We start from the raw sequence: 26,128 nt of genomic DNA, 5'->3' as shown, positions 1-26,128 counted from the left end.
CTGGAAAACAGGGGCATACTACAGACGCTGAAGGCCGTTGCGAAGCCCGCCGGCAACCCCGTATTGCCGGCAACGGTACCGGCTCGCTACTGTGTGACCTGAACCCGTATCAGGAGCGACCATGACGCGCTATTCCCTGCTCGATCTCGCCCCCGTGAATGAAGGCAGCACGCCGCGGCAGGCACTGCTCAACGCGGCCGACCTGGCCCAAAACGCCGAGTCCCTTGGGTACAGCCGGTTCTGGATGGCGGAGCACCACAACATGACCGGTATCGCCAGCGCGGCCACGCCGGTGGCACTTGGCCACATCGCCGCCAATACCAGCAGCATCCGAGTGGGAGCCGCCGGAATGATGCTCCCCAACCATGCGCCGCTGGTGGTGGCGGAACAGTTCGGCACCCTGGAGAGCCTCTACCCCGGGCGCGTGGACCTCGGCCTGGGGCGCGCTCCGGGTACCGATCAGGAAACCCTGCGCGCCCTGCGCCGGGACCATCATTCGGCGGCCAACCGCTTCCCGCAGGAAGTACAGGAGCTGCTGCATTTCCTGGAACCAGTACAGCCGGGCCAGCGTGTTCAGGCCGTTCCAGGCGCCGGTACCCGGGTGCCCGTCTGGATCCTCGGCTCCAGCCTTTTCGGAGCCCAGCTGGCGGCGGCGCTGGGGCTGCCCTATGCCTTTGCCTCCCACTTCGCACCGGACATGCTGGACGAAGCCATCCGGGTCTATCGCGAGCAGTTCCAGCCATCGGAACGCCTGGCCAGGCCCTATGTAGCGGCCGCCGCCAACGTTTTCGCCGCGGATACGGACATGGAAGGCCGCCGGCTCATGACCTCCATGGAACAGCAGTTCATTGCCCTGCGGCGGGGGACCCCTGGACCACTCCAGCCTCCAGTGGATGACCCTGACAGCCTGGGCAGCCGGGCCGAACTCGGCACTGCCCGTCACGCCCTGAAAGAGTCAGCCGTCGGTTCGCCGGAGACGGTGGAGCGCTGGCTGAAGGCCTTCCTGGAACGCACCGGCGCGGACGAGCTGATCCTGACCGGCCAGATCCACGATCACGACGCCCGTAAGCACTCATTTGGCATCGCGGCCGACGCGCTCGGGAACCTCTCCACCTGAACGCCCAGCGCATCGGTGACACAGTGTTACCGATGCTCAACATCTGTTCAATTGCACCTTCCGCCCCGGTAACCTAGCTTGAAGACTGTGACATTCATCAAGCTGGATGACCCTGTCAGGTCTGCGTTAAAACAACAAACAGGGAACCAGAAGGAGAGGCACCATGGGAGCACCGGTCGATGCACTGGAACAGCGCGTCAGGGACCCTCAGGACCCGCTCGAGGAGGTCCTGCCCGCCTCGATCACTCTGTCGCTGATGCTCCGCAATCGCAGGATGGGAAGCTGGCTCCAGAACGAGTTTGCCGGTTACAGCGAGGAAGTGGACCTGCCTGACTACCGGCGGAATCTCCCCGGCCACCTGATGACACGGTCGCCCCAGTACGGCTGGATTCCCGCCCCCGTCAGCGAGGAACAGAACCGCAGGGAAGCGCATATGGATCTGAGGGACGGTGTCCGCAGCCTGGAGAAAACCTGCCTCCGTTACCGCAAGGACAGCTACATTCAGCATGCTCTCTCCGCGGAAGCGATGCGTGAACTGCAGACCCGGGTCAATCTGACCACCGACCTGGCGCTCACGATCAACCGCGAGACCTACTCCGACCTGTTGCGCCTGGTCCGTTCAACGATCTACCTCTGGACCCTCGACCTCATCGAGGCGGGCTTCAGTGGCGAGCATAACTCCTTCAGCACGGCCGAACGGGAACAGGCAGCCACCATGGACGACCCCGAGCACTACTGGCGGCGCGCGATGGACGAACATGCCAACCTCCCGGTTCCGGGATTACGCCAGGCCGGTGTACTGGAGCGCTTCTTCGGCAGCGCCTGAGGCCGAGAACACCTCGCTGATCGCAGCAGGACTCAGGGCAACTCCACATCCGGGTAACGCCGCCGCATCCGCTGCAGGCGAAGGATAGTCACAAAATTGGTGACCACCACAAGAGCCTCCGCGAGCGTTGCGCCCACCGAGCCGATGGCGATGTTGTTGCCCATCCAGGCCAGCCCGGCTCCGGCCAGAAAAAGCCGCATGGGAATGCCCCGGAGCATGAACATGCCCACGGTGCCCAGCACCATCGCCGTCATCGGGAACAGGTCGATCCAGCTCTGCCAGGTGAGCATCGCTGCCACGCCACTGACCGCCAGCATGCCCAGCATCACGGCGACATTGCCCTGAAAGCGCTGTGCCAGATGGATGCGCAGGATCACCAGCACCGTCAGTGCCGCGGCGGTCCAGCTCTGGAAAAGCGCGTACTGGAGGGCGAAGGCCACGTTGGCGCCAATCAGCAGCAGCATCAGGCGATCATCCCGGGTGCTGGCAAACCCGGCGATGCAGAAGCCCAGTGAGACCAGCGCGACAATCTGGCCGGCGATCTCCATTGCAGTCATATCCGCCAGCATAGGGCCTCCACAGCCTCAAACCGTCAGTATAGAAGCCAGAGCACCCCGCGTCCCTCCGTGATGGCCGCGATGTTCTGGTTTACCCTGTGCGCCATGACCCACTACGCCCTCGGCTGCCCGCAGTGGCAGGATCCCAGCTGGAACACCCTGCTCCCACCGGGAGCAACGCCACTTGCACGCTACAGCCGGGTGTTCGGCTGCGTCGAGGGCAATACCACTTTCTACGCCACACCCACCCGGGAACAATGTGCCCAATGGCGCTCCCAGGTACCCGACGACTTCCGGTTCCTGTTCAAGTTTCCACGTGAAATCAGCCATGACCGGCTGCTCACCGGCTCAGAGACTGCGGTCCGGGAGTTCCTGGCAACCCTTGAACCGCTTGCAGACGTGCTGGGCCCCTTTCTGCTCCAGTTACCGCCGAACTTCGGCCCGGAGCAACTGGATAACCTCTGGCGCTTCGTGGACGCTCTCCCCGCGCCCCTGACCTGCGCGGTCGAGGTTCGGCACCCCGCCTTCTTCGAAAAAGGGGATGCCGAGAAGGCGCTGAACCGGGGCCTGCGCGAGCGCAACCTCGCCCGGGTGTGCTTTGATACCCGGGCGCTGTTTACCGCCACACCGGAATCCGAGGCAACATGGGAAGCCCAGAGCCGCAAACCCCGGCTTCCCATCCACCTGCTGCCCGTGGATGCCCCACCAGTGGTCCGCTACATCGGCCATCCAGACCTTGAGAGCAATCGTCCTTTCCTGGCGCCCTGGGCGGAACGGGTGAGCGAATGGATTGCTGAGGGGCGGCATCCATACATATTCATGCACATGCCGGACAATGGCGATGCCCTGGCACTGGCTGCGCTCTGGCATGAACTGCTGGGGGAGCGGGTGCCAGAGCTGGCAGACCTGGCGATCAACACGGAACCGCCTCAGATCGGGTTGTTCTAGGACGGTTCCCTGCCTCGGGACCAAGGGCTGGCACCCATGGCAACTCCGAGAGTGCCAATAGCCAGGGGAGCCACGACCGCTCCCGGCAGCCAGCCACTGACCCACCAGATCACACTGCTGTAGACCAGCCAGAGCACGGGGATCACCCCCGTCACCCAGCTGATGGGGCGTGCCAGGAGCAGCATGCCCAGCGTTACCAGGGCCGTGGGTGTTGGCGCCGTGCCGGCAACCTCGAACGCCGCCCAGCTGCGCCCCGTCAATGGGCCGGTCACCGGCAGTACAACGATGCCTGCCAGCACCAGAACGACTCCCAGCTTCGCCCGCAACCCGCCGCTGAACCGCCAGCCGCCTCCAAGGCCCACCAGGAACACCAGCACCGCCTGAACCATAAAGGCCCACCCCATGAGGCTGGCTGCCCAGTTCAGAGGTGCGTGCAGCAGAAACTGGAACTGGACGGCGGACCAGCACCAGCACGCCGCCAGCGCCAGCCCAGCGGTGGCGCTGCCGCCCCGGTGGAGCCGCCAGAGCGCGAAAAGCATGAGCAAGAGGAACAGGCCCTGCCATGGCCACACCTGCCCGTTGAGGCGCTCGAACAGACGGGCCCACACTTCGGGTGTGACCGGCACGAAGTCCCGCAGTGCGTAGGTATCGAGCGCCCCCAGCATGGGCTAGACCTCTGCCAGTGCTTCAATCATGCGTTGGCGTTGCGCGGCGTCCGGCATGATCCCCCGCCCGGCTGCCATGTTCTCTCGTACATGCTCGACGCTCGTGGTGGCGGGAATAGCGCAGGTCACCGCCGGATGCGAGACGATGAATTTGAGCAGGAAGTCTGCCCAGGTACGGCAGTCGATTTCGCCCGCCCAGTCTGGAAGGGGCGTGCCCCGACGCTGCACGCCCCTGATAAGCGAGCCTCCCTGGTAGGGCCGGTTGGCAATAACGGCAATGCCCTTTTCCCGGGCCAGCGGCAGTATCCGGTCCTCGGCCCAGCGGTCGCGGATATTGTAGGTCAGCTGGATAAAATCCAGCTCGTGGCGCTCCATGATCCGCTCGAACTGGTCGAGCCGGCGCCCGTGCGAGGTGGTAATGCCAACCGCACCCACCTCCCCCGCCTCCTTCATGGCCTGGAGGGTTTCCAGGTGGGCCTCCCAAGCCAGCAGGTTGTGCACCTGCAGCAGGTCGAACCGTTCGAGACCCCAGTTAGCGGACGACTCCGCCGCCTGCTCCCGCGTGGCACCGCCATCCCGGGTCCAGACCTTGTCCGCGGCAAACAGCGAATCCGGGTACCCCAGCTTTTCGAGCCCATGCCCGAGCACCGACTGCGCCGATCCGTACATGGGCGAGGAGTCAATCAGCCCGCCACCCTCCTCGAAGAACGCCGCCAGTACCTGGGTGCGTGCCTCTCGAAGTTCCGGGTCTCCCCCCACATTGAAGGTGCGCCAGGTGCCCATGCCGATCACCGGAATGGAACCACCCCCATTCGGCAGGGCAGCGCGATTCAATGCCTTCCCGGCTGCAGCCGCCAGCCCTGGCCATGCAGCAACCGCCAGCCCTGCGCCCAGGCCGCCAAGCACCCTCCGCCTGGAGTATCCCACCATGCTGCCCTCCGCTTTTCATGGCCTTTGTTCTTTATACGTCACGCCAATCCGGTTCGTTTGACAAGGGATACCCCACTGCCTCCGGCTGATCCCGGATTGTCACGGCACTGCCCCTGTACTCTAATGATGACAATCTGAAGAACCCCCTAGCCGATAACCAGTCCCGGGAGGCAGCAGCGAATGACAGTAACGCTCGAACGTGTCAGCGGTGAAACCATCCGGCCCTGGGTCAGCGAGGTCGCGAGGCTCAGGATCCAGGTTTTCCGTGAATGGCCCTACCTGTATGACGGCGATATGGATTACGAGCAGCAGTACCTGGAAACCTACATCCAGTCGCCACGCAGTGTCTTCGTCCTGGCCCGGAACGGTGATCGCGTTGTGGGTGCCGCCACGGGACTGCCGCTGGAAGACGAAGAGGACGCCTTCATTCACCCGTTCATTGACCAGGGCTACAACCCGGCGGAGATCTTCTATTTCGGGGAATCGGTGCTACTGCCGGAATACCGGGGTCAGGGCATTGGCGTACGCTTTTTCGGGGAACGTGAAGCCCACGCCAGTGAACTGGGCGGGATCCGGTACTGCTGCTTCTGTGCGGTGGAGCGGCCAGCGGATCATCCGTTACGACCGGCTGACTACCAGCCACTGGATGATTTCTGGAAAAAGCGGGGGTATGAGCCCGTGCCGGAGCTGCGGACCCATTACCCCTGGAAGGACATTGACCAGGCCGAGGAGACGGCCAAGCCGATGAATTTCTGGATGGGCAGGCTGGCCTGATCAGGCCGCCGCTGAGAGCGTACTGCTCACCCGGTTACGCAGGCGGCTGACCAGGGAGGTGCTGGTGGTCCTGTCCGCCACCTTGCCCTGCTCGTCCCCTTCATTGAACTCGGGGAACAGCCGCTCACGCATCCGGTCCGGCAGCGAGAAGGCCGTCACACGCTTGAGCACGGTCGCGTACTGGCGTGGAAAGCTGTCCGCGTTGTAGTGCAGGCCGTACTTCTCGCAGACGGCCTGAACCTGGGGCGAAATCTCGCGATACCGGTATGCCGGAATGTCCGGGAACACGTGGTGCTCGATCTGGTGGCTCAGGTGCCCGCTCAGGGTGTAAACCCAGTTCGGACCGGTAAAGTTACTGGAACCGGTCAGCTGACGCAGGTACCAGTGACCACGGCTCTCGTTCTCGCACTCTTCCTCGGTAAAGCTTTCCGCGTCTTCAGTGAAGTGACCGCAGAAGATCACGCTGGAGGCCCAGAGGTTACGGATCAGGTTCGCCCCGAAGTTGCCCGCGATCACGACCGGAGCCACCGGGAGGGTCAACGCCGGGTAAAACGCGTAGTCCTTGAACACCTGACGGCCGCCCTTGCGTGCGAAGTCCCGCAGGAACTCTGCCTTCTCCCGGAGCGTCACCTCGCCACTGCGCAGCTTCTCGAACTCCAGCTCGTGAACGCCCACACCCCACTGGAAGAAGACACTCAGGTTGATGAAGTTGATCATCTGTAGCAGGTGCATCGGTTTCCAGGGCGTCTCATCCTCAAGGCGCAGCACCGCGTAGCCGTAGTCCCGGTCCTTGCCGATGACGTTGGTGTAGGTGTGGTGCTCGTAGTTGTGGGTCCGCTTCCAGGAATCCGCGGTGCAGATGGTGTCCCATTCGTAGGTCTGGGAGTTGAGCTCCGGGTCGTTCATCCAGTCGTACTGGCCATGCATCACGTTGTGGCCGATCTCCATGTTTTCCAGAATCTTGGCGATCCCGAGGGAAGTCATGCCGGCCAGGAAGAACGGCGGGATGAAGCCGAGGGGCATCAGCGCCCGGCCACCAAACTCCAGCGTCCGGTGCAGGCGGATGATGCCGCGGATGTAGTCGGCGTCCTTCTGGCCCAGATCCGCCATTTGCTCATTACGGATGGCGTCCAGATCCTGTGCAAGATTTTCGAGCTGTTCTTCGCTGAGCTTCTGCATGGTGATTCTCCTTGCAGTGTCGATTCGATGTTCGGTTAGAGGTCCAGTTCAACGGCGCCCTGGGGCACATTGATACAGAGCTGGATGGTTTCCTCGCCATAACCCGATGGCTGTCCGGTCTGCTGGTTGATGACAATGCCGCTTGTCTTGCGGCAGCTGCACTGGTGGCAGATGCCCATGCGACAGCCATAGCGCGGGTTCAGGCCGGCTGACTCGGCTTCCTCAAGCAGTCGACGATCGCCGGCGCTTTCCACCGTGATGTCGCTGCGGCTGAAGTGAACGGTCCCGCCGGCGTCTTCGGTCACGACCACTCCCGGCCCTACCGCAAACAGGGTGCTGCTGACCTGCTCCTCCGGCACACCGGCGTCCGCCAGCAGATTCTGGGCGTGTTTCATGAGCCCGGGCGGGCCACACAGAAAGCAATCCCGCTCCGTAAGCCCTTCGACCGCCTGCAGATGATGCGGGCCGAGATGGTCCGGGTTCTGCGGATCCTGCTCCGCCGCCACGATGCGCAGCTCCAGGTTCGGCAGGCGCTCTGCAAGCGCTTCCAGCTTGCAGCCCCCGATGACGTCCGCGTCGGTACGCACGAAATACAGCAGCGTGACCGGGTTGCGCAGGTGACGATCCGCCATGGCTTCCAGCTGGCTCAGTACCGGGGTGATGCCACTACCGCCGGTGATGAACAGCATCGGATGACCGGGCTCGGGGGTGTGATCCTCACCGTAGGCACGGCTGATCCCGATCACATCGCCGGGCTGGAAGTGTTCGAGCAGCCAGGGCGTGATCTCGCCATCCGCCACTTTCTTGATGGTGACAGTAATGGTGCCGTCCTGTTCCCAGTGCGACGGTGAACAGGAGAGGCTGAAGGGCCGGCTGTACCAGCGACCGTCCTTTTCCACTTCCAGGTTCAGGTGCTGGCCGGCCCGGAACCCACCCCAGCGCCGTGCCGGACGCAGGGTCAGGGTCTTGCTGTCATGGGTCTCCGCTTCAATCGTTTCCACCCGCGCCGGGATGTAACGCTGGGCCCAAAGCGGGTTGATGCTCTCGAGCAGCGGATCGAAGTACATGGCCGGGTTCTCCCGGTTGAACAGCTGCTGCCCGAGCCAGCGCCAGGTGTCACGTCCCGGCCCGACCCGTGCCAGCACACCCCTGTAGGAGCGGCCCTGGCCGCGATCAACACCCTTTTCCATGTTTATTGACTCCTGCATGACAGGCCTCGTGTGTACGGTTGTTCACATCTTGTGTACGAATGTACACACGGGGCTTCGGAGTGTCAACAGGTGATCTGAGCCGGCTCACACGTTTCGATTCCGCCAGCAGGTCGGTACACTTCCGGGATCACCCCGAACGCGCCCGTAAAGGTATGACAACACAGAAACGACGCCGCCCCGGCGAGACCCGGGACATGCTCATGGAGGCCGCGCTGACCTTGGTGGGCCGAGGCCGCCACTTCGCCAGCCTCGGCATCCGGGAGGTCACCCGGCAGGCCGAGGTGGTGCCCACATCCTTCTACCGTCACTTCCGCAACATGGACGATCTGGGACTGACGCTGGTGGATGAGCTGGGCGTGGTCCTGCGGGGAATGATGCGGGAAGCGCGCGCCAATGTGCTGCATGCGGACAAGCTCATGGACGAGTCCGTGGCCATCTTCGTGAACCACGTTCAGGCCAACCGCAACTTCTTCACCTTCATGGCCCAGGGGCTGGCGGGCGAGAGTCAGGCAATCCAGCAGGGCATCCGCAACGAGATGCAGTTCTTCGCCAGCGAGCTGGCCAACGATCTGCGTAACCTCCGCCTGCTGACCCACCTCAGTGATGAGGATCTGGACATGGCCTGTGAGCTGGTGGTGCGCACGGTGGCATTCAGCCTGACCGACATCCTCAGCATTTCACCCGAGGACGAGGAAGAGCTGACCCGGATCAGGCGCCAGACCACCCGCTTCCTGCGGATGATCTTCATCGGTGCGGACCACTGGCGGAGCGGCTGATCCCACGCTAACAGCCGTGGCTCAGTTCTGATCCGGATCCAGGAATGCATTCCGGTGGAAGCGGGCCGCCGCCTCTACGGCCGCTACGCCACAGGCTCCGGGTTCCGGGAAACGCTCTCCAACCAGTGTCCGCAGAACGGTATGCACCCCGTGGGACAGAGCCTCCAGGTTGTAGCCACCCTCCAGGACGAACACCAGCCGTCCGTCACAATGGCGTTCCGCCACGGACTGGATGATATCCGTCATCACCGACATGCCCTCGTAGGACACGTTCAGCGCCAGGTCATACCAGTGGGTGTCGAAGCCTGCTGAGACCAGGATGATATCCGGCCGGAAGGCATCCGCGGCCGGCTCCACGATCTCGCGCATGGCCTTTATGTAGGCAACATCCCCTGAGCCTCCGGGCACCGGCACATTCACAGTCGCGCCCTCGCCCATCCCCACGCCAACTTCCTCCATCAGGCCGGAACCGGGATAGAACGGCGCCGCACGGTGGATATCAATGAACATCACATCGGGGTCCGCCCAGAAGATATCCTGGGTTCCATTACCGTGGTGGGCATCCCAGTCCAGGATCAGCACCCGCTCGCAGCCAAGCTCGCTGCGCGCATGCGCCGCCGCTACCGCGACATTATTGAAAAGACAGAACCCCCGCGCCCGTACCGGTTCAGCATGGTGCCCAGGCGGCCGGATCAGTGCAAAGGCATGACGATAGCGTTCCTCAACAACCGCCTCGACCGCCGCCAACGCTGTTCCGGCGGCTACCTCGGCAGCCAGAACGCTGCCCTCGGAAACCGCAGTGGTATCCACGTCAAGCCAGGCATTCTTGTCACGCAGCTCCTCGATCAGATCGAGATAGCCAGTGGTGTGGACCCGCCCCAGCTCCTCCCGGGTTGCCGGTCGGCCAGCTTCCATGGCAAGCCCCGGAATCGGCTGGGAGGCCAGAAGGTCCATCACCGCGCGCAGACGTCCGGGGTGTTCCGGGTACTTCCACTGGGCATTGAGACCGGCGAGGATCTCGCGGATACGCCGGTCCAGGCGACCGGGCAGAAAAGGAACGTCCACATCCGGCTCATGGGCCAGCATGCGGTCATCGTGAAAAAGCGCTATGGTGCCCTTCGGCATTGCCGCCTCCGTGTGCTCGCGGCGCAACAGTCCTGCCGCGTTCCTCCACTATACGCCGCCGGCGAACGCAGGCAAGTACCAGAGACTACTGGCGAATCGGCTCAGCCGGAGTATTTCACACGCCGGTTCAGCCAGTGTCCCAGCACCCCGTAGCGTGGGCTCAGGACGAAGGCCAGGACCAGAAAGACCCCCGTCATGGAGGCCATTGTGCCGCCAATGGAGACATCCAGCCTGACCGCCAGCGGGTAGCCACACAGCGTCGACGCCACGCCCACCAGCACCGCCAGGAGCAGCATCAACGAGAGCCGGTCGGTCAGCAGGTAAGCCGTCGCGGCCGGCACGATCACGAAGGCGATGAACAGTACCGCGCCCACGGCATCAAATGCCGCAACGGCCGTCACACTGGTCAGCCCCAACAGCAGATAGAACATGAGCGTGGGCGCCAGCCCCAGTGCGGCGGCCAGCTGCCAGTCAAAGGACGCCAGCTTGAGCTCCTTGTAGCAGGCAAGCACGAAGCCCAGGTTGACCAGCGTCGCCACCGTCATCCAGACCACTGCCTGGGGAATCTCAAGCCCTGCCAGCGGCATGGTATCCAGCCAGACAAACCCGATCTCACCCAGCAGCACCGTGTGGCTGTCGATATGAATATCCCGGGCATACAAGTTGAGCAGCAGCACACCCGCCGCAAAAAGCGCCGGAAACACCAGACCAATGGCCGCGTCACGCTTGACCCGGCGCGTGCGGGCGACCATTTCGGTCAGGAAGACAGTCAGCACACCGGTCAGCGCCGCCCCGGCAATCTGAAGGGGCCCGGACTGGGCATGGGTCAGCAACCACACCACCACAATACCGAACACGATGGAGTGGCTGATCGCGTCAGAGAGCATGCTCTGGCGTTGCAGAACCAGAAACGTCCCGAGCAGGGCGCCCGATGTCGCCACGAGGGCCCCGGTCAGCAGGATCATGGCCATGGGATCGTTCAGAAACGCCTGCATCATACCTCCGCCTGGTTCCAGTCCATGCGCTCCAGCTCCTGCCTGGCCTCATTATGCCCTGCATCCGTCAACGCCCAGTGGGGCCCCTCCTGACGCATGTGGCTGGCGGGCACGACAAAGCCCCGGGCCTGCAGGCGTCTTAGAATATGGCTGGTGGCCACGCCGTAGAAGCTGTCGAGCATGCTGCGTTCCACCGGGTAATAGGGATCCTCGTGGTGCTCCGCCAGCTTATGCAGCGTCACCAGCATCTGGCGCTGGCCGATGGAGCGCTGTTCCCGCCAGAGTTTCAGCCAGCTCCACAGCACGCCGCGCCCGGGTGCCAGCAGCAACGACAGCGTCACCAGCGCCGAGGCCACCAGCACTACCACCGGCCCAGTAGCCAGATGGGCAACACCAGCACTCAAAAGCACGCCCCCAACGCCGGAGATCACCCCCATCAGCATGGCCAGGAAGACCATGTGCTCAAGCCGCGACACCCATTGGCGTGCCGCCACTGGCGGCGCGATCACCATGGCCGTCATCAGGACAACCCCCACCATCTGAAGCCCCACCACAACGGCCAGGGCAATCATGGCCGTCAGCAGCGTCTCGAGAACCCCAACGCGCAAGCCGATGGAGCCCGCAAACAGCGGATCAAAAGTCACCAGTTTGAGCTGCTTCCACATCAGGGCAACCAGTGCCATGGCGGCAAGGGTGACCCCGCCCATGAACCACAGGTCGGAAGGGCGTGTGGCTGCGGCCTGCCCGAACAGGAAGGAATCCAGTCCACCCTGGGAGGCACTGGCATGGCCCTGGATGTAGGTCAGAAGCACCACGCCTACCGCGAATGAAACGCTCAGGGCCGCCCCCAGGCCTGCATCCATCTTGATCCGGCTGTAGCGCGTGACCACCTGTACGAACAGAGCCGCGATCACGGCGGTGACAAGCGCCCCGGCCATGATCCAGCCCAGATGACGGGTACCGGCAATCAGGAACCCGATACAGACACCGGGCAACGCGGCATGCGCCAGGGTGTCGCCCAGAAGGCTCTGCTGGCGCAGGACGGCAAAGGAACCCAGTAGGCCGCTGACCATCCCCAGCAACACCGCGCCCAGCGTGACGGTCTGGACCGTATGGTTGCCGAGCAGCTCCAGCATCAGTTCACAACCTCCCTCGGCACCGCATCCGGTGTCTCGCCAGAGGAATCCGGATCCAGGAGAGCGATACGGCCGCCATAGGCCTTACGCAGGTTCTCACCTGTATACACCTCAGGGATCGGACCCTGGGCGACAACCCGCACGTTCAGGATCACCAGCCAGTCGAAGTAGTCGCGCACGGTCTGAAGGTCATGATGCACCACGATGATGGTCTTGCCCTGATCCCGCAGCTCCTGCAGAAGCGCCACGACCGCCTTCTCGGTCGTGGCATCCACGCCGGCCATGGGCTCGTCCAGGAACAGCACATCCGCGTCCTGCACCATCGCCCGTGCCAGAAAGACCCGTTGCTGCTGACCGCCGGAAAGCTGGTTGATCTGCCGTTTGGCGAATGCCTCCATGCCAACAGCTGAAAGCGCATCCATGGCGCGCCTGCGCTCACGCCTCCCGGGCCAGCGGAACCAGCCCAGATGGCCATAGCGTCCCATCATGACCACATCGACAACGGTGGTTGGAAAGTCCCAGTCCACCGAGGATCGCTGGGGCACATAGGCCACACGCTTCAGTGCCTGACGCGGTGGGTAACCATGGATGCAGATATGGCCGGCTGTGGGCTTCACCAGCCCGAGTACCGTCTTGATCAGCGTACTCTTACCGGCACCGTTGGGCCCGATGACCGCCGCCATCACCCCCGGGGGAATATTCACATCAATGTCCCAGAGAACCGGCTTGCCCTCGTAGGCAACGGTCAGGTCCTCTATATGCAGCGCCAGGTCCGGTTCGTGGCGTTTCTCCCGTTTCATGGCAACTCCAGTCTCATTCTGCCGCGTTGCTGCGCCCGCTGCCCGCAAAGGACGGCAGGCTCCCGGGCCAGGACTCAACTGAGCCACCCAGGGACTCAACAATGGTCCGGGTATTGTGCCGGATCATACCGATGTACGTCCCTTCCGGCGTACCGCGGGCGCCCATGGCATCGGAATAGAGCTCACCACCGATTGTCAGGTCGTGCCCCCGGTCCCTGGCGCCATCGACCACCGTCTCTACTGTCCGGCGGCTGATGGTGCTCTCCACGAAGATAGCGGGCACATTACGGCTGACGACCCGGTCCACGACCGAGCGGATATCCGCGATTGCCGCCTCACTGTCGGTGCTGATGCCCTGGATGCCGACCACTTCAATACCGTACCCCAGACCAAAATAGCGGAAAGCATCGTGTGCGGTGACAAGGATACGCTGCTGCTCCGGAACGCTGGCTGCGCTGGCACTCACCCACTCATCCAGCGTCAGGAGCTGCTGCCGGTAGTTCGCGGCGCGCGAGCGGATGCCGGATTCACAATCGGGGGCGACCCTGACCAGAACGTCCGCCACCGTGGGCACGATCCGGGCCCAGAGCGAGGCATCCATCCAGAGGTGGGGATCCACTGCATAGCCCCCGGCCCCCTTGATCAGATCGTCGTCTTTCATCGACTCAGGTCCCACCGCAACAGTAGGCCTGCTTTCAGCCATCCTGGCGAGAACCTTACCGAGCTGGCCCTCCAGATTGAAGCCGTTGTAGAGAATCGCATCCGCGTTGCGCAGAAGCGGGATATCGCTGGGGCGCGCTTCATAGAGATGAGGGTCAATCCCCGGCCCCATCAGGGGTTCCACGCTGAGGCACTCACCCGCGATGTTGGCAGCCACATCCGCGATCATCCCCGTGGTGGTCACAACATCAGCGGCGCGCGCACCGGAGGCGCCCATCACGAGAACCGCCGAGAAGCTGAGAGCAACAATCCATCGCTGAACCGCCTGCGTCACCATTCCTCATGCTCCTTCAATCGGGTTGCGTAATGCCTTGTAGTTTACAAAAACTTTTGACACTCCCGCAAACTTTTTTAGCCAAGGCTAAACTGTGCAGCATGGCTATTGTCGAGACTCGGGGAGTTGGTTAGACTGGCCCTATGCCAACCTACTCCGACAACGGCCCCGACCCGTCCGAACAGGACACGAACCTGCCACCCCCCGAGCAGCACGCACGCCAGTATGCTGCCGTGAGAGACGCCCATGAGACCGAGCTGATCGAGGATTACGTCGAGCTCATCGGGGATCTACTGGATCATGCCGGCGAGGCGAGGGCCACGGACATCGCGGCTCGCATGGGCGTTCGCCAGGCCACTGTCGCCCGTATGATCAGGCGGCTTAACGATCAGGGGCTGGTCACCAACGAGCCCTACCGATCGATCTTCCTCACTGAACGCGGCCGCACCATGGCCGAGGAATCCCGCAAGCGCCACGGTGTGGTCCTCCAGTTCCTGCGAAGCCTGGGGGTGGATGACGCCACGGCCCGTATTGATGCCGAAGGCATGGAGCATCACGTCAGCGAGACCACCCTGGGGATCATGCATGAGTTCACCCGCAGACAGAATAATGGTGGCGACTGAGCGGAGGTCGTGGTAGGGTACCGCCCTGCGTTGTTCCCTCCGCCTTCCCCGGTCGTCCAGACGACCCCAGTTTCGCCGGTTGGTCTCCGCACGCTTATCGCGGACTGCATATTGCCAGGGCCATTCCCGACAAGCCGACAATCTGCCCTTCCCTGTTTACGGGGCATCGGGCAACACCCGCTCTGGCGTATTGAACAGGAAAGACTGAATGTCCTTTGATTCCCTCGGCCTGCGGGCTGAACTGAACCGTTCCATCAAGGAACAGGGTTATGACCAGGCTACCCAGATCCAGCAGCAGGCTATTCCGGCCGCCCTTGCTGGTCGCGACCTGATGGCCAGTGCCCAGACCGGCACCGGCAAGACCGCCGCTTTCACACTGCCGCTGCTGCAGAAGCTTTCCGAAGGCAAGTCACAGGGCGGCCGGCCGCGTGCCCTGGTGCTCACCCCCACCCGTGAGCTCGCCGCTCAGGTGGAAGACAGCGTGCGCACCTATGGCCGCCATCTCCCCCTGCGTTCCGTCGCGATCTACGGTGGCGCTGGCATTGGCCCGCAGATCCGTCAGCTCAAGAGCGGCATGGATATCCTCGTGGCCACACCCGGTCGCCTGATGGATCACATGGAACGCGGCACCGTGAACCTGTCCGACATTGAAGTGCTGGTTCTGGACGAAGCGGACCGGATGCTGGACATGGGCTTCCTGCCGGCGATCGAGAAAATCGCCCGCACACTGCCGGATGCCCGCCAGACCATGCTGTTCTCCGCCACCTTCTCCGCACCCATCCAGAAGCTGGCGCAGAAGTTCATGAACGAACCGGAACTGATCCAGACCGGCGAACGCAATGGCACCGCCGAAAGGGTCGACCAGAGCGCCTATATGGTCGACGGTGGCCGCAAGCGGGAACTGCTGACGCACCTGATCGGCACCCAGAACTGGCGTTCGGTTCTGGTCTTCACCCGCACCAAGCGCGGCGCGGACCAACTGGCCAAGCAGCTTGAGACTGACGGTATCCGCTCCGCCGCAATCCATGGTGACAAGAGCCAGGGTGCCCGCAACAAGGCCCTGAAAGAATTCAAGCACGAGAACGTTCGCGCCCTCATCGCCACGGACGTGGCAGCCCGTGGCATCGACATCGACCGGCTGGAATACGTGGTCAACTACGACCTGCCGGACAACCCGGACGACTATGTGCACCGGATCGGCCGCACCGGCCGTGGTGGCGAAAGCGGCTCCGCCGTGTCCTTCGTCAGTGGTCAGGAAAAGGGCCAGTTCAACAGCATCCGCAAGGTGGTCAGCCGGGAGATCCCCGCAGGCGTGGAAGCCGGTTTCGAGCCGGTCCAGAAGAGCGGCCCGGCCCCGAAACGCGGTGGTGGTGGACGCCCTGGTGGCGGTGGGCGCCCCGGCGCCGGCCGTAACGGTCCCCCGCGCCGTCGTTAAACCCGGACCTGCTCCGGTGTAGGAGCGAGCCCCGCTCGCGATTCTTTCCCATCGCGCGCAGAGCGCGCTCCTACAGGGTGACGCCTACGGCCACGTAGGCGCCATACCCCATCAACAGAACCACCCCCTCCAGGCGACTCAATCGCCGTCCGCTGACCAGGAACAGCGTCAGCAGTACCGCCGCACCCAGCATGATCCACTGATCGAACCACGCCATACGTGATGCCAGTGGCAATGGCTGCACCAGTGCGGATACCCCCAGAATACCCAGAATGTTGAAGATGTTGCTGCCCAGGATGTTGCCGATGGCCACGTCCGCGTGACGCCGGATTGCCGCCATGACCGAGACCGTCAGCTCCGGCAGCGAGGTGCCCACCGCCACCACGGTCAGCCCGACCAGCGCCTCGGAAAGACCCAATTCCAACGCGATATTGGTTGCGCCTGTCAGCAGAACCCGGGAGCCGGCAATGAGAAAGCCCAGACCGACTGCCAGCATCACAGAGCCCGTAACCTCCCTGCATATCCGTGAGACTCTGGTATACAGGCCGGAACGTCACGTAGCAACCCGCCCGGGACTGATCCATACTCCTCCCTGCTGAACACCAATAACCAACCAGCAGGAGCAACGCATGTTCAAGCATCAGGTGGTCTGGATCACCGGGGCTTCATCGGGAATCGGCGAGTCACTGGCCCTGGCGTTTGCCGGCCAGCAGGCGCGGCTGGTTCTCTCCGCCAGGCGCGAGGAGGAGCTGGAACGCGTGGCCCGGCGCTGTGAAAGTGAAACCGGCCTTCCCCGCAGCGCCATCATGGTGCTGCCACTGGATGTCGCCGAACTGGAAACAGCCTCCGGCAAAACCAGCCAGGTTCTGGAGCACTTCGGCCAGATCGACCTGCTGATCAACAACGCTGGCGTCTCCCAGCGTTCGCTCTGCCAGGAGACGGACCTCGCCGTCTACCAGCGGTTGATGGATGTGGATGTCATGGGCCAGATCGCCCTGACCAAGGCCGTCCTGCCCCACATGCTGGAACGCGGCCGGGGCCATATCGCGGTCACCTCCAGTGTGGCCGGCAAGGTCGGCGTACGTCTGCGCACCGGCTACTGCGCGGCCAAGCACGCGGTCATGGGCTTTTTCGATGCACTGCGGGCCGAGGTGGAAGACGAAGGCATCCAGGTTTCCACCATCGTGCCGGGATTCGTGGCGACCGCCGTGGCGGAGAACTCACTGGCGGCGGACGGCAGCGCCTTTGGTCAGGCGGACGAGGACAACGCCGGCGGCATGGATTCCGACAAGGCCGCGGAAGTCATCATCAATGGCCTGGGCCGGGGCAAGCGCGAAATACCGGTGGGCGAAGGCAAGGAAATGATGGCGCTGTGGCTCAAGCGGATATCACCGGAACTGGTCTTCCGGATGACCAAGAACCGCAAGTGACAGCGGCTTGCCAAATAGGCCGGAGCAGAAGCTGCTCCGGCACAGTGTCCCTCAGGGAAGGGCGGGAAAGCTGACTTCGGGCATCTCACCGGTCAGCGTGTGCAGGAAGGCTTCGATCTGGGCCACCTTCTCATCCGACAGTTCACGGTTGAGCATCTGGTCCGCCATCAGCTGAATCGCCTTGTCCAGCTCCTCAACGCTGCCATTGTTGAAGTAGGGATAGGTCACCGCGACGTTGCGCAGTGTCGGCGTCTTGAACTTGAATTTGTCCGACTCGTTACCGGTGACCACAAAGCGGCCTTGATCCGTGGAACCAGGCACCTCGAAACGGTGGTAATTGCTGTCCGTGAGGGCCGGTCCCCGATGGCAGGCGATGCATCCGGTATCAACAAACGCCTTCATGCCCTTTTTCTCCTTTTCATTGAGTGCCTGAAGGTCGCCCCTCAGATAACGGTCAAAACGGGAGTTGGGCGTATTAAGGGTCCGCTCAAACGTGGCTATGGCCTTGGCCACATTCTCCTTGTTGATGGGGTTGTCACCGCTGAACGACTGATTGAAAAGCGTACGGTAGACATCGAAGCTCTCCAGTCGGTCAATGGCCTCATCAAGGTCCATGGCCATCTCCACATCGGCCTCGATGGGGCCCAGAGCCTGTTCTTCCAGATCCTCGGCCCGGCCGTCCCAGAACTGGGCGTCCAGGAAGCCGGAATTCAGCACCGTGGGCGTATTGCGCTTACCCACCTGCCCCTGGTGCCCTGTGGCCCTCGGAATACGGTCCGTCCAGCCCAGCGCGGGGTTATGGCAGGTGGCGCAGCTGATCACGCCACTGGATGAGATCCGGGGCTCGAAGAAGAGCATCTTGCCCAGCTTCACCTTCTCCGGCGTCAGTGAGTTGTCCTCCGGGATCGGAGGCAGCGCCGGCAGCGGCTCGAAGCGGTCGCGGTAGTCACCGTAACCGTCACCGGCCACTGCAGGTGCCGTCAGTGTCAGGCAGCCCAGCAGGGCTGCAAGGCCGAGAATGCGTCCTGTTATCTTTTGCATGATCCCTCCGGATCTGTCACTTTTGAGACGGTTCCATTCAAACCCGCAACCCCGAAAATTAACCATGATTTAAGTCAACAGTTATGTACCGTTATCCACGCCCTCCCAGCTCCGAGATCACGCCCAGGCACGTGTTTGAGCAGCGCCGTTCACTGATGAAAGGCATGGCCGCCGGAGCGGTTCTGGGCGGTATTGGCACAAGCCCCGCGCTTCTGGCGCGGGAACTCGGAGACGTCACAGAGACGGGTTTCGGGCAGGACCTCTCCCCCACGCCCCTGGACGCCATACGCGGTTACAGCAACTTCTATGAATTCGGCACCGACAAGGACGACCCACGCGAGCATGCCCACCAGCTCCAGACCGACCCCTGGTCGGTGCGCGTGGACGGCCTGGTCGACAACCCCGGAACCTTTGCCTTGGAGGACCTGATCAACCGCTTCCAGCTGGAAGAGCGCATCTACCGCCTGCGGTGCGTGGAAGCCTGGTCCATGGTCATTCCCTGGATCGGCTTTGAGCTACGGCAATTGCTGAAGGCGGTGCAGCCCACTTCCGAAGCACGCTTTGTGGTCTTCGAGACACTCCATGACCCGGAGCAGATGCCGGGACAGAAGAAGGACCTGCTCGACTGGCCCTACCGCGAGGGGCTGCGACTGGATGAGGCCATGCACCCGCTCACGCTCATGGCGGTGGGCCTCTATGACGACCCTCTTCCCAAGGAGAACGGCGCGCCCATCCGCCTGGTCGTGCCATGGAAATACGGTTTCAAGAGCATCAAATCAGTGGTCCGCATCCGGCTCCAGAAGGAGCAGCCCACCAGCAGCTGGCAGGCGGTTCAGCCGGAGGAGTACGGCTTCTACGCCAACGTGAACCCGAACGTGAAGCACCCACGCTGGCACCAGGCCACGGAGCGCCGGGTTGGCGAGACCGGGCGGCGCAGGACACTGATGTTCAACGGTTACGAATCGGAAGTGGCGGACCTCTACAAGGGGATGGATCTGGAGAAACACTTCTGATGCCACAGCTTACTGGCATCCTGAAGCTGACAGGACTGGTAGCGGGCACGGTGCCGCTGGCGGCACTGGCCTGGGCTTGGGAAACCGGGCAGCTGGGTTTCATAGCTTCGGAGGCGCTGATCCACTGGCTGGGCAACCTCGGCCTGGGCGCCCTTCTTCTGACCCTGACCCTGTCACCGCTGAGCCGGCTCACGGGCAGCTACCTGCCGCTGGTCCTGCGGCGCCAGGCCGGACTCTGGGCCTTTGCCTATCTGGTGCTGCATGCGTTGGCCTGGAGCTTTCTGGACATGGGCGGCGATGCGGCATTGATCCGTTCGGAACTGGCAGAACAGCGCCACCTGCAGCTCGGGCTCCTGTGCCTGTTACTGCTGGCCCCCCTGGCTCTGACCTCGTTCCGGCGGGCACGGGAATGGATGGGCCTGTTACACTGGCTGCGTCTGCACAGGCTGATCTATGCCGCTGCCATCGGTGGCGTCATCCATCAGGCCATGGTGCAGAAGGTGCTTGAATGGCCCACGTTCCTCAGCGCGTCGATTCTGGCGGCTCTCCTGGCCTACAGAATCATCGGCGCACTGAGGCGCCGTCCCGGGAGTGCTGGAACATGAGCGAAGAACGGATACTGACGCTGATACGCCACGCCAAGTCCGGCTGGGACGACCCCAGCCTCAGCGACTTTGACCGCCCCCTGAATGAACGGGGCGAGCGGGACGCACCGGAGATGGCACGGCGCATGGCCGCACGCGGCGAATACCCGGACCGTTTCATTGCCAGCAGCGCGCGGCGGGCCCGGGAGACGGCGCTGGTACTGGCCCAGGGCACGGGCTTTCCGGAGGCGGACATCCGCTTCGAACGCAGCCTCTATCTGGCGGATACCCACCGACTGCTCGACGCCATCCGGAACCTGCCGGATCGGGCACGGGAGGTCTGGCTGGTCGGCCACAACCCGGACCTGACGGACCTTGCCAACCTGCTGGCTGGCCCGCACACCGACAACCTCCCCACCTGCGCGGTCTTCCGGATGGCATTTGAAGGAGGGTCCTGGGGGGACGTCAGTCCAGGTACGGGGCGCCTCCTGGTCTATGACACCCCGAAGAAGCCGTGGCAGGCTACCTGACATCCCCAACCCGGATCAGTTTCAGGGGATTGTCGCCTCCGTCCGATTCAGGTTCCTGTGCCAGAATGAGTTCATGGATCCCCCGAATCTCTGGATCGACGGACTCACACAAAAGCTCGTTATCCGGATTCCCGTGCGTTGTCACGACCAGCTGGTACCCGTCTTCAGGCGCTTCAGGCACCGGAAGCATTGGACTTCGATTCGGGTAGCGCAGACCGCTGACGATGGGTTCAGGGATCACCCCTTCCTCCGGCAGAGAGTTGGTTGCACCACACCCAGACTCAATCAGGTAAACATCCAGAGCTTCCTGCCGCTCAGAAGCCGCATTATCGATGCGCACACGTGCATTCGTTGCAACCGGTCGGGCATCATTGGTCAGAAAGGAAGCAGTTGCTGATTCGGCCGAATCCGTAGGCAGCTCTCTGAGCACCAGCGTTCCCGCATTGCCCTGCTTCAAGCCGATGCCATAGCAGTAATCACAAGCGCCATTACCTACTTCAAAATCAACGCTGTAGTTCCTCGCTGCAATATCAGGAATATAACCGCCGCCATCGGGCTCCTGTCCAATTGAAGCTATGTCGGTCCGGGAAAAAGTGCCGTCCTGTGCCGCAAAGTCCACGCTGTTTCCCGAGGCATTAACAAGGGCAAGTTCAGCCCGCTGCCGCTTATCCGGAATCCGCCGACTCTGCTCCCCGTCAACCTCAATCAGCGACAGGTCACTGTCACCCTCCCCCTGAACGCCGGTAGCAGGCGCCACCGCCAGCAGCAGATCATCCCCGGTATCCCAGCCTAGAACCGAGTCACTGTCATAGATGGCATCGCTTTCCCCGGCCCAGGTGATCTGAACGCGGTACACGCCCGACTGAACCCGGATGGCCTCGCTGGCGTTACCGTACGACAGGGTCGCATCCGGGCTGCCCGAGGTATCACCGCCCAGATACAGATCAACAGCCCCGGTATCGGGGGCAAGGTGGGCCGCCCGGAACCGCACATCCCTGTCCGGCTCATCCTCGTCTGAACCCGCCTCACCGTCGTCTTCCCCGTTGTCTTCTTCGTCCTCTTGGTCCTCGGGATCAAAGGGCTCGTCATCCTGCTCAAGCAGGATCGCGCGGGCACTGTCATCGGCCAGGGAACCCGCCAGCAGCAGGTCGTGGCGCATGCCCTCGGTAAGGTTGCCCTCAAGGTTGTCCAGAAGGGGCTCAGGCGCTTCCCTGCCGGTATAGCCCGCCGCCTCGAAACGGTGGTGATTGGCCGGCAGGCTGAAGGTAGCGACCTTTCCGTAGTCCAGTGTCTCCGCCCGCACCTCACCACCCGCTTCCAGGCGGAGGGAGGGCGCATCCGTCACGGCATGAAGCACACGGACATCCACGTCATCACCGACGACGGTATCATTGAAGGTTTCATCTCTCTGGCTCTCAAAGCAGCCGCTCAGCCCCAGCGTCACGGCTACCAGCAGTGCGGCCCTGGCAGGCGATTCCATGGTGTTCATCCTGTTCCATGAAGGTTCAGCGGCGGTTTTAACAGGATGCGGGAAGCGGCAAAAGCGACCGGCTCACACTACGGGCATGGGATCAGTCACAGCGTTCGAGTAGGCGGTTCCAGGCAGCGGCGTGGCGTGCCACCGCCTGGTCGAGGTCTTGCCAGACACTGTCTGAGCGCCGAATACGGAGGTTCCGGTTGATGAAGGGCATCATGGCGTCCGGCGGCGACGCGCCGGTAGCCTCTACCAGCGCTTCCAGGGCCCGGGCCATGCGGCGACCGTATCCCTGCACCTGCCGGATACGGGGCACCAGACGATCCAGATAATGCTTACGGTAGAGCGCCACCGCCCCCGCGTCCGTGGGGCAGCCCTGCACCGAAGCCAGGGCACGATCCAGGATACCGGCACTGTCGCCAAGACGGGCCTGCAGGGCCTCGGCACTGCGCAGCAGCTGCCCGAAGCGCGGCTCCCTGCGCCACTGGCGATAGTGCTCCGTCATGGCCGCCAGCCCTTCAGGCACCCTGCCCGGCTGCGCGGACGCCAGCATCGCAGCAGCCCCATAGAGACTCTCAATGAGCTGATCCAGCGACTCTTCCGGCAAAGACGCCGGCACGCGGCCGCCGGAACGGCTGACCAGCCGCGCCATCTCATCGCTGCCCCAGACGCCGTTCCACAGTGCCAGCGGGAGTGATTCCGCCCGCGCATCGTACGCTTTCTTCAGGGCCTTGGTTCGGGATTCGCTGTCGACCTTGGGCAGGCACGCCTCCACGGCGGCAAGAAAGCGCAGGTGGTATTCCATGCGTGTACCCGGATGCGCCACACGCCCCAGAACACTGGTCCGCTCACCGATCACCACCTGCAGTTCACAGCCGTAGAGGGACAGGAAATCCACCAGCCCCATGTCCAGTTCCGGCAGTTCCAGCCGGCGTTCACGGGGGCGCGGCAGGGGCTCGACCGTGGGGATGCGGGAAGGTTCGGGCGCCACACCGAAAGCCCCGGCAAGGGCGTCAACATAGGCCTCCGCACGGGCATCATTCTCCCCACCCGACCAGCAGCCCGCCAGGACCAGGGGCAACAGGACCGGCAGGAGAACGCGGGCCAGCGGCCTAAACGTCATACCGGCTGACCCGGTGGAGCAGCCGGTAGCGCTCGGCCAGAACCTGCGCCATGGTCGCCACGGCGATCTCCGGCGGCGCCTTGCTGCCGATACTGAAGCCAATGGGCGCATGGATACGCCCCATGCGGGAGTCCGTCACGCCCAGCTCATACAGGCGCTCCCGCCGCTGGGCGGCGGTGCGCTGTGACCCCATGGCGCCGATATAGAACGCATTGCTCTCCAGGGCGGCCAGCAGGCCCATGTCGTCAATGCGTGGGTCATGCCCAAGCGCCAGAATCGCGCAATGCGCATCATTGAAGTCACGCTGGATAAGATCGTCCGGCAGGCAGGCATGGCACTCGATACCCGGTTCCTCCCAGCCTTCCAGAAACAGCGGGCGTGGTTCGCAGAGCGCGACACTGAAACCATTCATCAGGGCCATGCGGCCGACGTAGCGAGCCACTTCCCCGGCCCCGATCATCAGCATGCGCGAGCTTGGACCAATGGTGTGCAGGAACTCCTGTTCATGCTCCTCAACGCGCTCAGGCACCGAGGCACCGGCGAACTGCCAGTCGCCGCTGGCCCAGTTCACACGCCGGGTCACCGCCCGGCGCTCGGCCAGATCATCCAGCACCCGGGCGACCGGGCCGGCATGGCGATCCGGATCCAGAACCTCCACCACCAGCCGCATGCGGCCGCCGCAGGGCAGCCGCCAGCGCTCCTGCTCCTCTTCGGTTACGCCGTGGTCCACCAGCCTGGGGGCTGTGGAAAGCGGTTCCCCCCCTTCCACTACCTCCCGGATCAGGGATTCCTCCAAGCAGCCCCCGGAGACCGAGCCCGACCACTCACCGGCGGCGTTGACCGCCAGCATGGAGCCCGGTGGGCGCGGCGAGGATCCCCAGGTGCGCAGAACGGTGCACAGCCAGGCCCGCTCGCCGCGGGCCAGCCAGCGGCTGACATGCTCTATGACCGAAAAAGCCGGATCCTGATTCGCTTCAGGCATCGGCGCTCCCTGCCTGGAAGGGAGTACGCCGCTGGCGTTCACCAGTGAGTGCAAACAGAGCGTTGCCCAGGGCCGGAATTGCCGGCGGTGTTCCGGGTTCACCCACGCCCTGCGGATCTTCCCCGTTCTCCACCAGGATAATGCTGAGTTCCGGTGTCTCGTCGTGGCGCATCAGTGTGTAGTCGTGGAAGTTGCTCTGCTGCAGGCGGCCGTTCTCATCCCAGTCCACCTCGCCATAGAGGGCTGCCGTGAGGCCGAACAGAATGCCGCCTTCCATCTGCATGCGCACAATATCCGGATTCACCATGCGACCACAGTCCGCGGCACAGGTCACCCGGTGAACACGGATAGCGCCGTCTTCAATACTGGCCTCCACCACCTGCGCCACGAAAGTGCCGAAGCTGCGGTGCAGGGCCACACCCCGCGCCCTGCCCTCGGGAAGGGATCCGCCCCAGCCAGCGGCTTCCGCCGCCCGCTCCAGCACCGCACGGTGCCGGGGGCTGTCCTCCAGATGACGCAGGCGGAACGCTACCGGATCCTCGCCGGCCCGTTGGGCCAGCTCATCCATAAAGGTCTCCACCGCGAAGCCATTGTGGGAATGGCCAACGGAGCGCCAGTAGCTGACCGGCACCCCGGCATCGGAGTGGGTATGGCGCACCCAGAGGTCCGGGACGGCATAGGGCACATCCACAGCGCCCTCAATGGCGGAATGGTCCTTGGGGGTGAGGAAGGTATCCTCGGTCATTCGCCCCACCGACGCCAGGGTGTTGTAGAACATGCGTGGTGCCCAGGGGTACTGGGCGGCGGCCGCGTTGCGGGCGAACCAGTCGAAGATGAGCGGGCCCGTGATCTGGTGATCCCAGGCCGTGACGCGCCCGTCAGCCAGAGCGCCACGAAAGCGGTGCAGCATAGCCGGGCGGAAGACGTCATGGCGGATGTCGTCCTCACGGGACCACACCAGCTTGATGGGTTCCTTTCTGTGGCTGGCGATCTCCGCCACCTCTTCCACATACTCCTGGGTCAGGCGCCGACCGAAACCACCGCCCAAAAAGGTGGTGTGCACCCTGATCTCACCCGGGGAATAGCCACTGGTGCGTGCCGCCGCAATCCGTGCCAGATCGGGCCCCTGGGTGGGTGCCCAGACCTCCAGCCCCCGGTCCGTGACCATGGCGGTGGCGTTCTGGGGCTCCATGGTGGCATGCGCCAGGAAAGGCGCCTCGTATTCGGCCTCCAGCACCTCATCCGCGTTCTCAAGCACACCGGCGGCATCGCCCTCACTGCGCTCGGTATCACCGGCGCTGTCATCCGCCGCCTGACGATACTGGCGGAAGACCGAATTCTGGGTAACCTTCACCGCATCGGACTCGTCCCACTCAATGCTCAGCTCACCCCGCGCCTTCATGGCCTGCCAGTAGCTTTCCGCCACCACGGCAACGCCACGCTCAATGGCCAGCACATCGATCACACCGGGCAGCCCCCGTGCCCTGGAATCGTCAAAGGCCACAAGACGCGCGCCGATGGCCGGTGGCCGTGCCACCACCGCATAGCGCATCCCCTCCAGCTCCACATCAATACCGAAGCGGGCCTGGCCCGTGACCTTGGCCAGGGCATCCAGGCGACGGTTGTGTTTACCAATGTAGCGGAAGTCTTCCGGGCGACGCAGTGTGACCTGTTCGGGCATGCTCTGGCGTGCCGCCAGTGCCAGCAGGTCCTTATAGGCTATCCGCTGGGTACCGTCCGGGTGCAGCACATGGCCGTCTCCGGTGGTCAGTGACGCAACCGGCTCCTGCCAGACCTCCGCAGCCGAGGCCAGCAGAACCGCCCGCACCCTGGCACCGGCCTCGCGCACCCGCTCCCAGC

General features: G+C 63.6%; 26 protein-coding genes and 1 pseudogene. 11 read left to right on the top strand and 16 right to left on the bottom strand.

Translation table 11 applies throughout. The annotated features are described in order from the left end of the window. The first annotated feature begins 121 nt into the window (after positions 1-121). Positions 122-1,117, top strand: coding sequence for an LLM class flavin-dependent oxidoreductase (locus tag QZ501_RS06765; RefSeq protein ID WP_295718233.1), 996 nt, complete (start codon positions 122-124; stop codon positions 1,115-1,117). Between the two features lie 163 nt (positions 1,118-1,280). Further along, positions 1,281-1,943: a hypothetical protein gene (locus tag QZ501_RS06760; protein WP_151438968.1), complete on the top strand. Its 663-nt coding sequence runs from the start codon at positions 1,281-1,283 to the stop codon at positions 1,941-1,943. Between the two features lie 32 nt (positions 1,944-1,975). On the opposite strand, the gene QZ501_RS06755 is transcribed toward QZ501_RS06760, so the two are convergent. Next, positions 1,976-2,512 (bottom strand): YgjV family protein, encoded by a 537-nt coding sequence (locus tag QZ501_RS06755; RefSeq protein WP_295718230.1) that lies wholly within the window; start codon positions 2,510-2,512, stop codon positions 1,976-1,978. 69 nt (positions 2,513-2,581) lie between these two features. Between QZ501_RS06755 and QZ501_RS06750 the strand changes: the two genes are divergently transcribed. Continuing rightward, a complete protein-coding gene (locus QZ501_RS06750) occupies positions 2,582-3,448 on the top strand; it encodes a DUF72 domain-containing protein (protein WP_295718226.1) in 867 nt (288 codons plus the stop codon). Here QZ501_RS06750 and QZ501_RS06745 read toward each other — a convergent pair. Continuing rightward, a complete protein-coding gene (locus QZ501_RS06745; protein ID WP_295718224.1) occupies positions 3,445-4,113 on the bottom strand; it encodes a hypothetical protein in 669 nt (222 codons plus the stop codon). The genes QZ501_RS06750 and QZ501_RS06745 overlap by 4 nt on opposite strands. 3 nt (positions 4,114-4,116) lie before the next feature. Then, entirely contained in the window at positions 4,117-5,043 is a 927-nt protein-coding gene (locus QZ501_RS06740) for an aldo/keto reductase (RefSeq protein ID WP_295718221.1), read from the bottom strand. A 180-nt stretch (positions 5,044-5,223) separates the two neighbouring features. Between QZ501_RS06740 and QZ501_RS06735 the strand changes: the two genes are divergently transcribed. Further along, positions 5,224-5,817 (top strand): GNAT family N-acetyltransferase, encoded by a 594-nt coding sequence (locus QZ501_RS06735; protein ID WP_295718218.1) that lies wholly within the window; start codon positions 5,224-5,226, stop codon positions 5,815-5,817. Between the two features lie 138 nt (positions 5,818-5,955). Here the strand turns inward: QZ501_RS06735 and QZ501_RS06730 are convergent. Together QZ501_RS06730 and QZ501_RS06725 are read right to left on the bottom strand one after the other, a co-directional pair. Further along, positions 5,956-6,996 (bottom strand): annotated as a pseudogene (locus QZ501_RS06730) (acyl-CoA desaturase); the annotation flags it as partial. 35 nt (positions 6,997-7,031) lie between these two features. Beyond that, a complete protein-coding gene (locus QZ501_RS06725) occupies positions 7,032-8,186 on the bottom strand; it encodes a ferredoxin reductase (protein ID WP_295718214.1) in 1,155 nt (384 codons plus the stop codon). A 173-nt stretch (positions 8,187-8,359) separates the two neighbouring features. On the opposite strand from QZ501_RS06725, the gene QZ501_RS06720 reads away from it, so the two are divergent. Then, the gene (locus QZ501_RS06720; protein ID WP_295718212.1) at positions 8,360-8,983 is read left to right on the top strand and encodes a TetR family transcriptional regulator; all 624 of its coding nucleotides are present in this window, start codon (positions 8,360-8,362) and stop codon (positions 8,981-8,983) included. A gap of 21 nt (positions 8,984-9,004) precedes the next feature. Here QZ501_RS06720 and QZ501_RS06715 read toward each other — a convergent pair whose 3' ends face one another. The 5 genes from QZ501_RS06715 to QZ501_RS06695 form a co-directional block, all read right to left on the bottom strand. Then, positions 9,005-10,108: a histone deacetylase gene (locus QZ501_RS06715; protein ID WP_295718211.1), complete on the bottom strand. Its 1,104-nt coding sequence runs from the start codon at positions 10,106-10,108 to the stop codon at positions 9,005-9,007. Between the two features lie 101 nt (positions 10,109-10,209). Further along, positions 10,210-11,106, bottom strand: coding sequence for a metal ABC transporter permease (locus QZ501_RS06710; protein ID WP_295718209.1), 897 nt, complete (start codon positions 11,104-11,106; stop codon positions 10,210-10,212). Next, positions 11,103-12,239, bottom strand: coding sequence for a metal ABC transporter permease (locus QZ501_RS06705; RefSeq protein WP_295718207.1), 1,137 nt, complete (start codon positions 12,237-12,239; stop codon positions 11,103-11,105). The genes QZ501_RS06710 and QZ501_RS06705 overlap by 4 nt, the downstream gene beginning before the upstream one ends. Continuing rightward, complete coding sequence (locus QZ501_RS06700; RefSeq protein ID WP_160898014.1) at positions 12,239-13,039, bottom strand: metal ABC transporter ATP-binding protein; 801 nt, start codon at positions 13,037-13,039, stop codon at positions 12,239-12,241. The genes QZ501_RS06705 and QZ501_RS06700 overlap by 1 nt, the downstream gene beginning before the upstream one ends. A 13-nt stretch (positions 13,040-13,052) precedes the next feature. Further along, on the bottom strand, positions 13,053-14,036 hold the full coding sequence (locus tag QZ501_RS06695; RefSeq protein ID WP_225741625.1) for a zinc ABC transporter substrate-binding protein: 984 nt from the start codon (positions 14,034-14,036) through the stop codon (positions 13,053-13,055). A gap of 140 nt (positions 14,037-14,176) precedes the next feature. On the opposite strand from QZ501_RS06695, the gene mntR reads away from it, so the two are divergent. Continuing rightward, positions 14,177-14,656: a manganese-binding transcriptional regulator MntR gene (mntR, locus tag QZ501_RS06690; protein WP_151438956.1), complete on the top strand. Its 480-nt coding sequence runs from the start codon at positions 14,177-14,179 to the stop codon at positions 14,654-14,656. Positions 14,657-14,864: 208 nt separating this feature from the next. After that, positions 14,865-16,091: a DEAD/DEAH box helicase gene (locus QZ501_RS06685; protein WP_295718203.1), complete on the top strand. Its 1,227-nt coding sequence runs from the start codon at positions 14,865-14,867 to the stop codon at positions 16,089-16,091. Positions 16,092-16,161: 70 nt separating this feature from the next. Here QZ501_RS06685 and QZ501_RS06680 read toward each other — a convergent pair whose 3' ends face one another. After that, positions 16,162-16,587: a hypothetical protein gene (locus QZ501_RS06680; protein ID WP_363174694.1), complete on the bottom strand. Its 426-nt coding sequence runs from the start codon at positions 16,585-16,587 to the stop codon at positions 16,162-16,164. A 133-nt stretch (positions 16,588-16,720) separates the two neighbouring features. On the opposite strand from QZ501_RS06680, the gene QZ501_RS06675 reads away from it, so the two are divergent. After that, the gene (locus QZ501_RS06675; RefSeq protein ID WP_295718200.1) at positions 16,721-17,521 is read left to right on the top strand and encodes an SDR family oxidoreductase; all 801 of its coding nucleotides are present in this window, start codon (positions 16,721-16,723) and stop codon (positions 17,519-17,521) included. A gap of 51 nt (positions 17,522-17,572) precedes the next feature. Here the strand turns inward: QZ501_RS06675 and QZ501_RS06670 are convergent, their stop codons facing one another. Then, on the bottom strand, positions 17,573-18,562 hold the full coding sequence (locus QZ501_RS06670; RefSeq protein ID WP_295718198.1) for a cytochrome c peroxidase: 990 nt from the start codon (positions 18,560-18,562) through the stop codon (positions 17,573-17,575). 83 nt (positions 18,563-18,645) lie between these two features. Here QZ501_RS06670 and msrP point away from each other — a divergent pair, with 83 nt between their 5' ends. From msrP to QZ501_RS06655, 3 genes are read left to right on the top strand one after another with little or no spacing between them, the layout of a single operon-like run. Beyond that, the gene (msrP, locus tag QZ501_RS06665; RefSeq protein ID WP_295718196.1) at positions 18,646-19,575 is read left to right on the top strand and encodes a protein-methionine-sulfoxide reductase catalytic subunit MsrP; all 930 of its coding nucleotides are present in this window, start codon (positions 18,646-18,648) and stop codon (positions 19,573-19,575) included. Beyond that, on the top strand, positions 19,575-20,180 hold the full coding sequence (locus tag QZ501_RS06660; RefSeq protein WP_295718195.1) for a ferric reductase-like transmembrane domain-containing protein: 606 nt from the start codon (positions 19,575-19,577) through the stop codon (positions 20,178-20,180). Before msrP ends, QZ501_RS06660 begins: the two co-directional genes overlap by 1 nt. Next, positions 20,177-20,689: a histidine phosphatase family protein gene (locus QZ501_RS06655; protein WP_295718193.1), complete on the top strand. Its 513-nt coding sequence runs from the start codon at positions 20,177-20,179 to the stop codon at positions 20,687-20,689. Before QZ501_RS06660 ends, QZ501_RS06655 begins: the two co-directional genes overlap by 4 nt. On the opposite strand, the gene QZ501_RS06650 is transcribed toward QZ501_RS06655, so the two are convergent. From QZ501_RS06650 to QZ501_RS06635, 4 genes are all read right to left on the bottom strand, one after another. Then, positions 20,682-22,169: a hypothetical protein gene (locus QZ501_RS06650; RefSeq protein WP_295718191.1), complete on the bottom strand. Its 1,488-nt coding sequence runs from the start codon at positions 22,167-22,169 to the stop codon at positions 20,682-20,684. The genes QZ501_RS06655 and QZ501_RS06650 overlap by 8 nt on opposite strands. Positions 22,170-22,260: 91 nt before the next feature. After that, positions 22,261-23,286 carry a DUF3080 family protein gene (locus QZ501_RS06645; protein ID WP_295718189.1) on the bottom strand — a complete coding sequence of 342 codons (1,026 nt, stop codon included), beginning with the start codon at positions 23,284-23,286 and terminating at the stop codon, positions 22,261-22,263. Beyond that, on the bottom strand, positions 23,276-24,268 hold the full coding sequence (locus QZ501_RS06640) for an XdhC family protein (protein ID WP_151438949.1): 993 nt from the start codon (positions 24,266-24,268) through the stop codon (positions 23,276-23,278). Before QZ501_RS06640 ends, QZ501_RS06645 begins: the two co-directional genes overlap by 11 nt. Beyond that, a partial coding sequence (locus QZ501_RS06635) for a molybdopterin cofactor-binding domain-containing protein (protein WP_295718187.1) occupies positions 24,261-26,128 on the bottom strand: 1,868 nt, incomplete at its 5' end. The genes QZ501_RS06635 and QZ501_RS06640, both read right to left, overlap by 8 nt.

This window comes from uncultured Halovibrio sp. (genome assembly GCF_913056445.1).
GTDB lineage: Bacteria > Pseudomonadota > Gammaproteobacteria > Pseudomonadales > Oleiphilaceae > Halospina > Halospina utahensis_B.
The sequence above is the reverse complement of the archived record's forward strand: the minus strand, read 5'-3'. Positions and strand labels throughout refer to the sequence as shown.

Bases quoted from the DNA above. Each gene is read 5' to 3' on its own strand.
- msrP (WP_295718196.1), top strand. From the start codon at position 18,646: ATGTACCGTTATCCACGCCCTCCCAGCTCCGAGATCACGCCCAGGCAC.
- QZ501_RS06655 (WP_295718193.1), top strand. From the start codon at position 20,177: ATGAGCGAAGAACGGATACTGACGCTGATACGCCACGCCAAGTCCGGC.
- QZ501_RS06740 (WP_295718221.1), bottom strand. From the start codon at position 5,043: ATGGTGGGATACTCCAGGCGGAGGGTGCTTGGCGGCCTGGGCGCAGGG.
- QZ501_RS06735 (WP_295718218.1), top strand. From the start codon at position 5,224: ATGACAGTAACGCTCGAACGTGTCAGCGGTGAAACCATCCGGCCCTGG.
- mntR (WP_151438956.1), top strand. From the start codon at position 14,177: ATGCCAACCTACTCCGACAACGGCCCCGACCCGTCCGAACAGGACACG.
- QZ501_RS06695 (WP_225741625.1), bottom strand. From the start codon at position 14,036: ATGGTGACGCAGGCGGTTCAGCGATGGATTGTTGCTCTCAGCTTCTCG.
- QZ501_RS06715 (WP_295718211.1), bottom strand. From the start codon at position 10,108: ATGCCGAAGGGCACCATAGCGCTTTTTCACGATGACCGCATGCTGGCC.
- QZ501_RS06640 (WP_151438949.1), bottom strand. From the start codon at position 24,268: ATGCCTGAAGCGAATCAGGATCCGGCTTTTTCGGTCATAGAGCATGTC.
- QZ501_RS06720 (WP_295718212.1), top strand. From the start codon at position 8,360: ATGACAACACAGAAACGACGCCGCCCCGGCGAGACCCGGGACATGCTC.
- QZ501_RS06755 (WP_295718230.1), bottom strand. From the start codon at position 2,512: ATGCTGGCGGATATGACTGCAATGGAGATCGCCGGCCAGATTGTCGCG.
- QZ501_RS06745 (WP_295718224.1), bottom strand. From the start codon at position 4,113: ATGCTGGGGGCGCTCGATACCTACGCACTGCGGGACTTCGTGCCGGTC.
- QZ501_RS06705 (WP_295718207.1), bottom strand. From the start codon at position 12,239: ATGCTGGAGCTGCTCGGCAACCATACGGTCCAGACCGTCACGCTGGGC.
- QZ501_RS06685 (WP_295718203.1), top strand. From the start codon at position 14,865: ATGTCCTTTGATTCCCTCGGCCTGCGGGCTGAACTGAACCGTTCCATC.
- QZ501_RS06725 (WP_295718214.1), bottom strand. From the start codon at position 8,186: ATGGAAAAGGGTGTTGATCGCGGCCAGGGCCGCTCCTACAGGGGTGTG.
- QZ501_RS06680 (WP_363174694.1), bottom strand. From the start codon at position 16,587: ATGCTGGCAGTCGGTCTGGGCTTTCTCATTGCCGGCTCCCGGGTTCTG.
- QZ501_RS06660 (WP_295718195.1), top strand. From the start codon at position 19,575: ATGCCACAGCTTACTGGCATCCTGAAGCTGACAGGACTGGTAGCGGGC.
- QZ501_RS06670 (WP_295718198.1), bottom strand. From the start codon at position 18,562: ATGCAAAAGATAACAGGACGCATTCTCGGCCTTGCAGCCCTGCTGGGC.
- QZ501_RS06650 (WP_295718191.1), bottom strand. From the start codon at position 22,169: ATGGAATCGCCTGCCAGGGCCGCACTGCTGGTAGCCGTGACGCTGGGG.
- QZ501_RS06750 (WP_295718226.1), top strand. From the start codon at position 2,582: ATGTTCTGGTTTACCCTGTGCGCCATGACCCACTACGCCCTCGGCTGC.
- QZ501_RS06710 (WP_295718209.1), bottom strand. From the start codon at position 11,106: ATGATGCAGGCGTTTCTGAACGATCCCATGGCCATGATCCTGCTGACC.
- QZ501_RS06765 (WP_295718233.1), top strand. From the start codon at position 122: ATGACGCGCTATTCCCTGCTCGATCTCGCCCCCGTGAATGAAGGCAGC.
- QZ501_RS06675 (WP_295718200.1), top strand. From the start codon at position 16,721: ATGTTCAAGCATCAGGTGGTCTGGATCACCGGGGCTTCATCGGGAATC.
- QZ501_RS06700 (WP_160898014.1), bottom strand. From the start codon at position 13,039: ATGAAACGGGAGAAACGCCACGAACCGGACCTGGCGCTGCATATAGAG.
- QZ501_RS06760 (WP_151438968.1), top strand. From the start codon at position 1,281: ATGGGAGCACCGGTCGATGCACTGGAACAGCGCGTCAGGGACCCTCAG.
- QZ501_RS06645 (WP_295718189.1), bottom strand. From the start codon at position 23,286: ATGACGTTTAGGCCGCTGGCCCGCGTTCTCCTGCCGGTCCTGTTGCCC.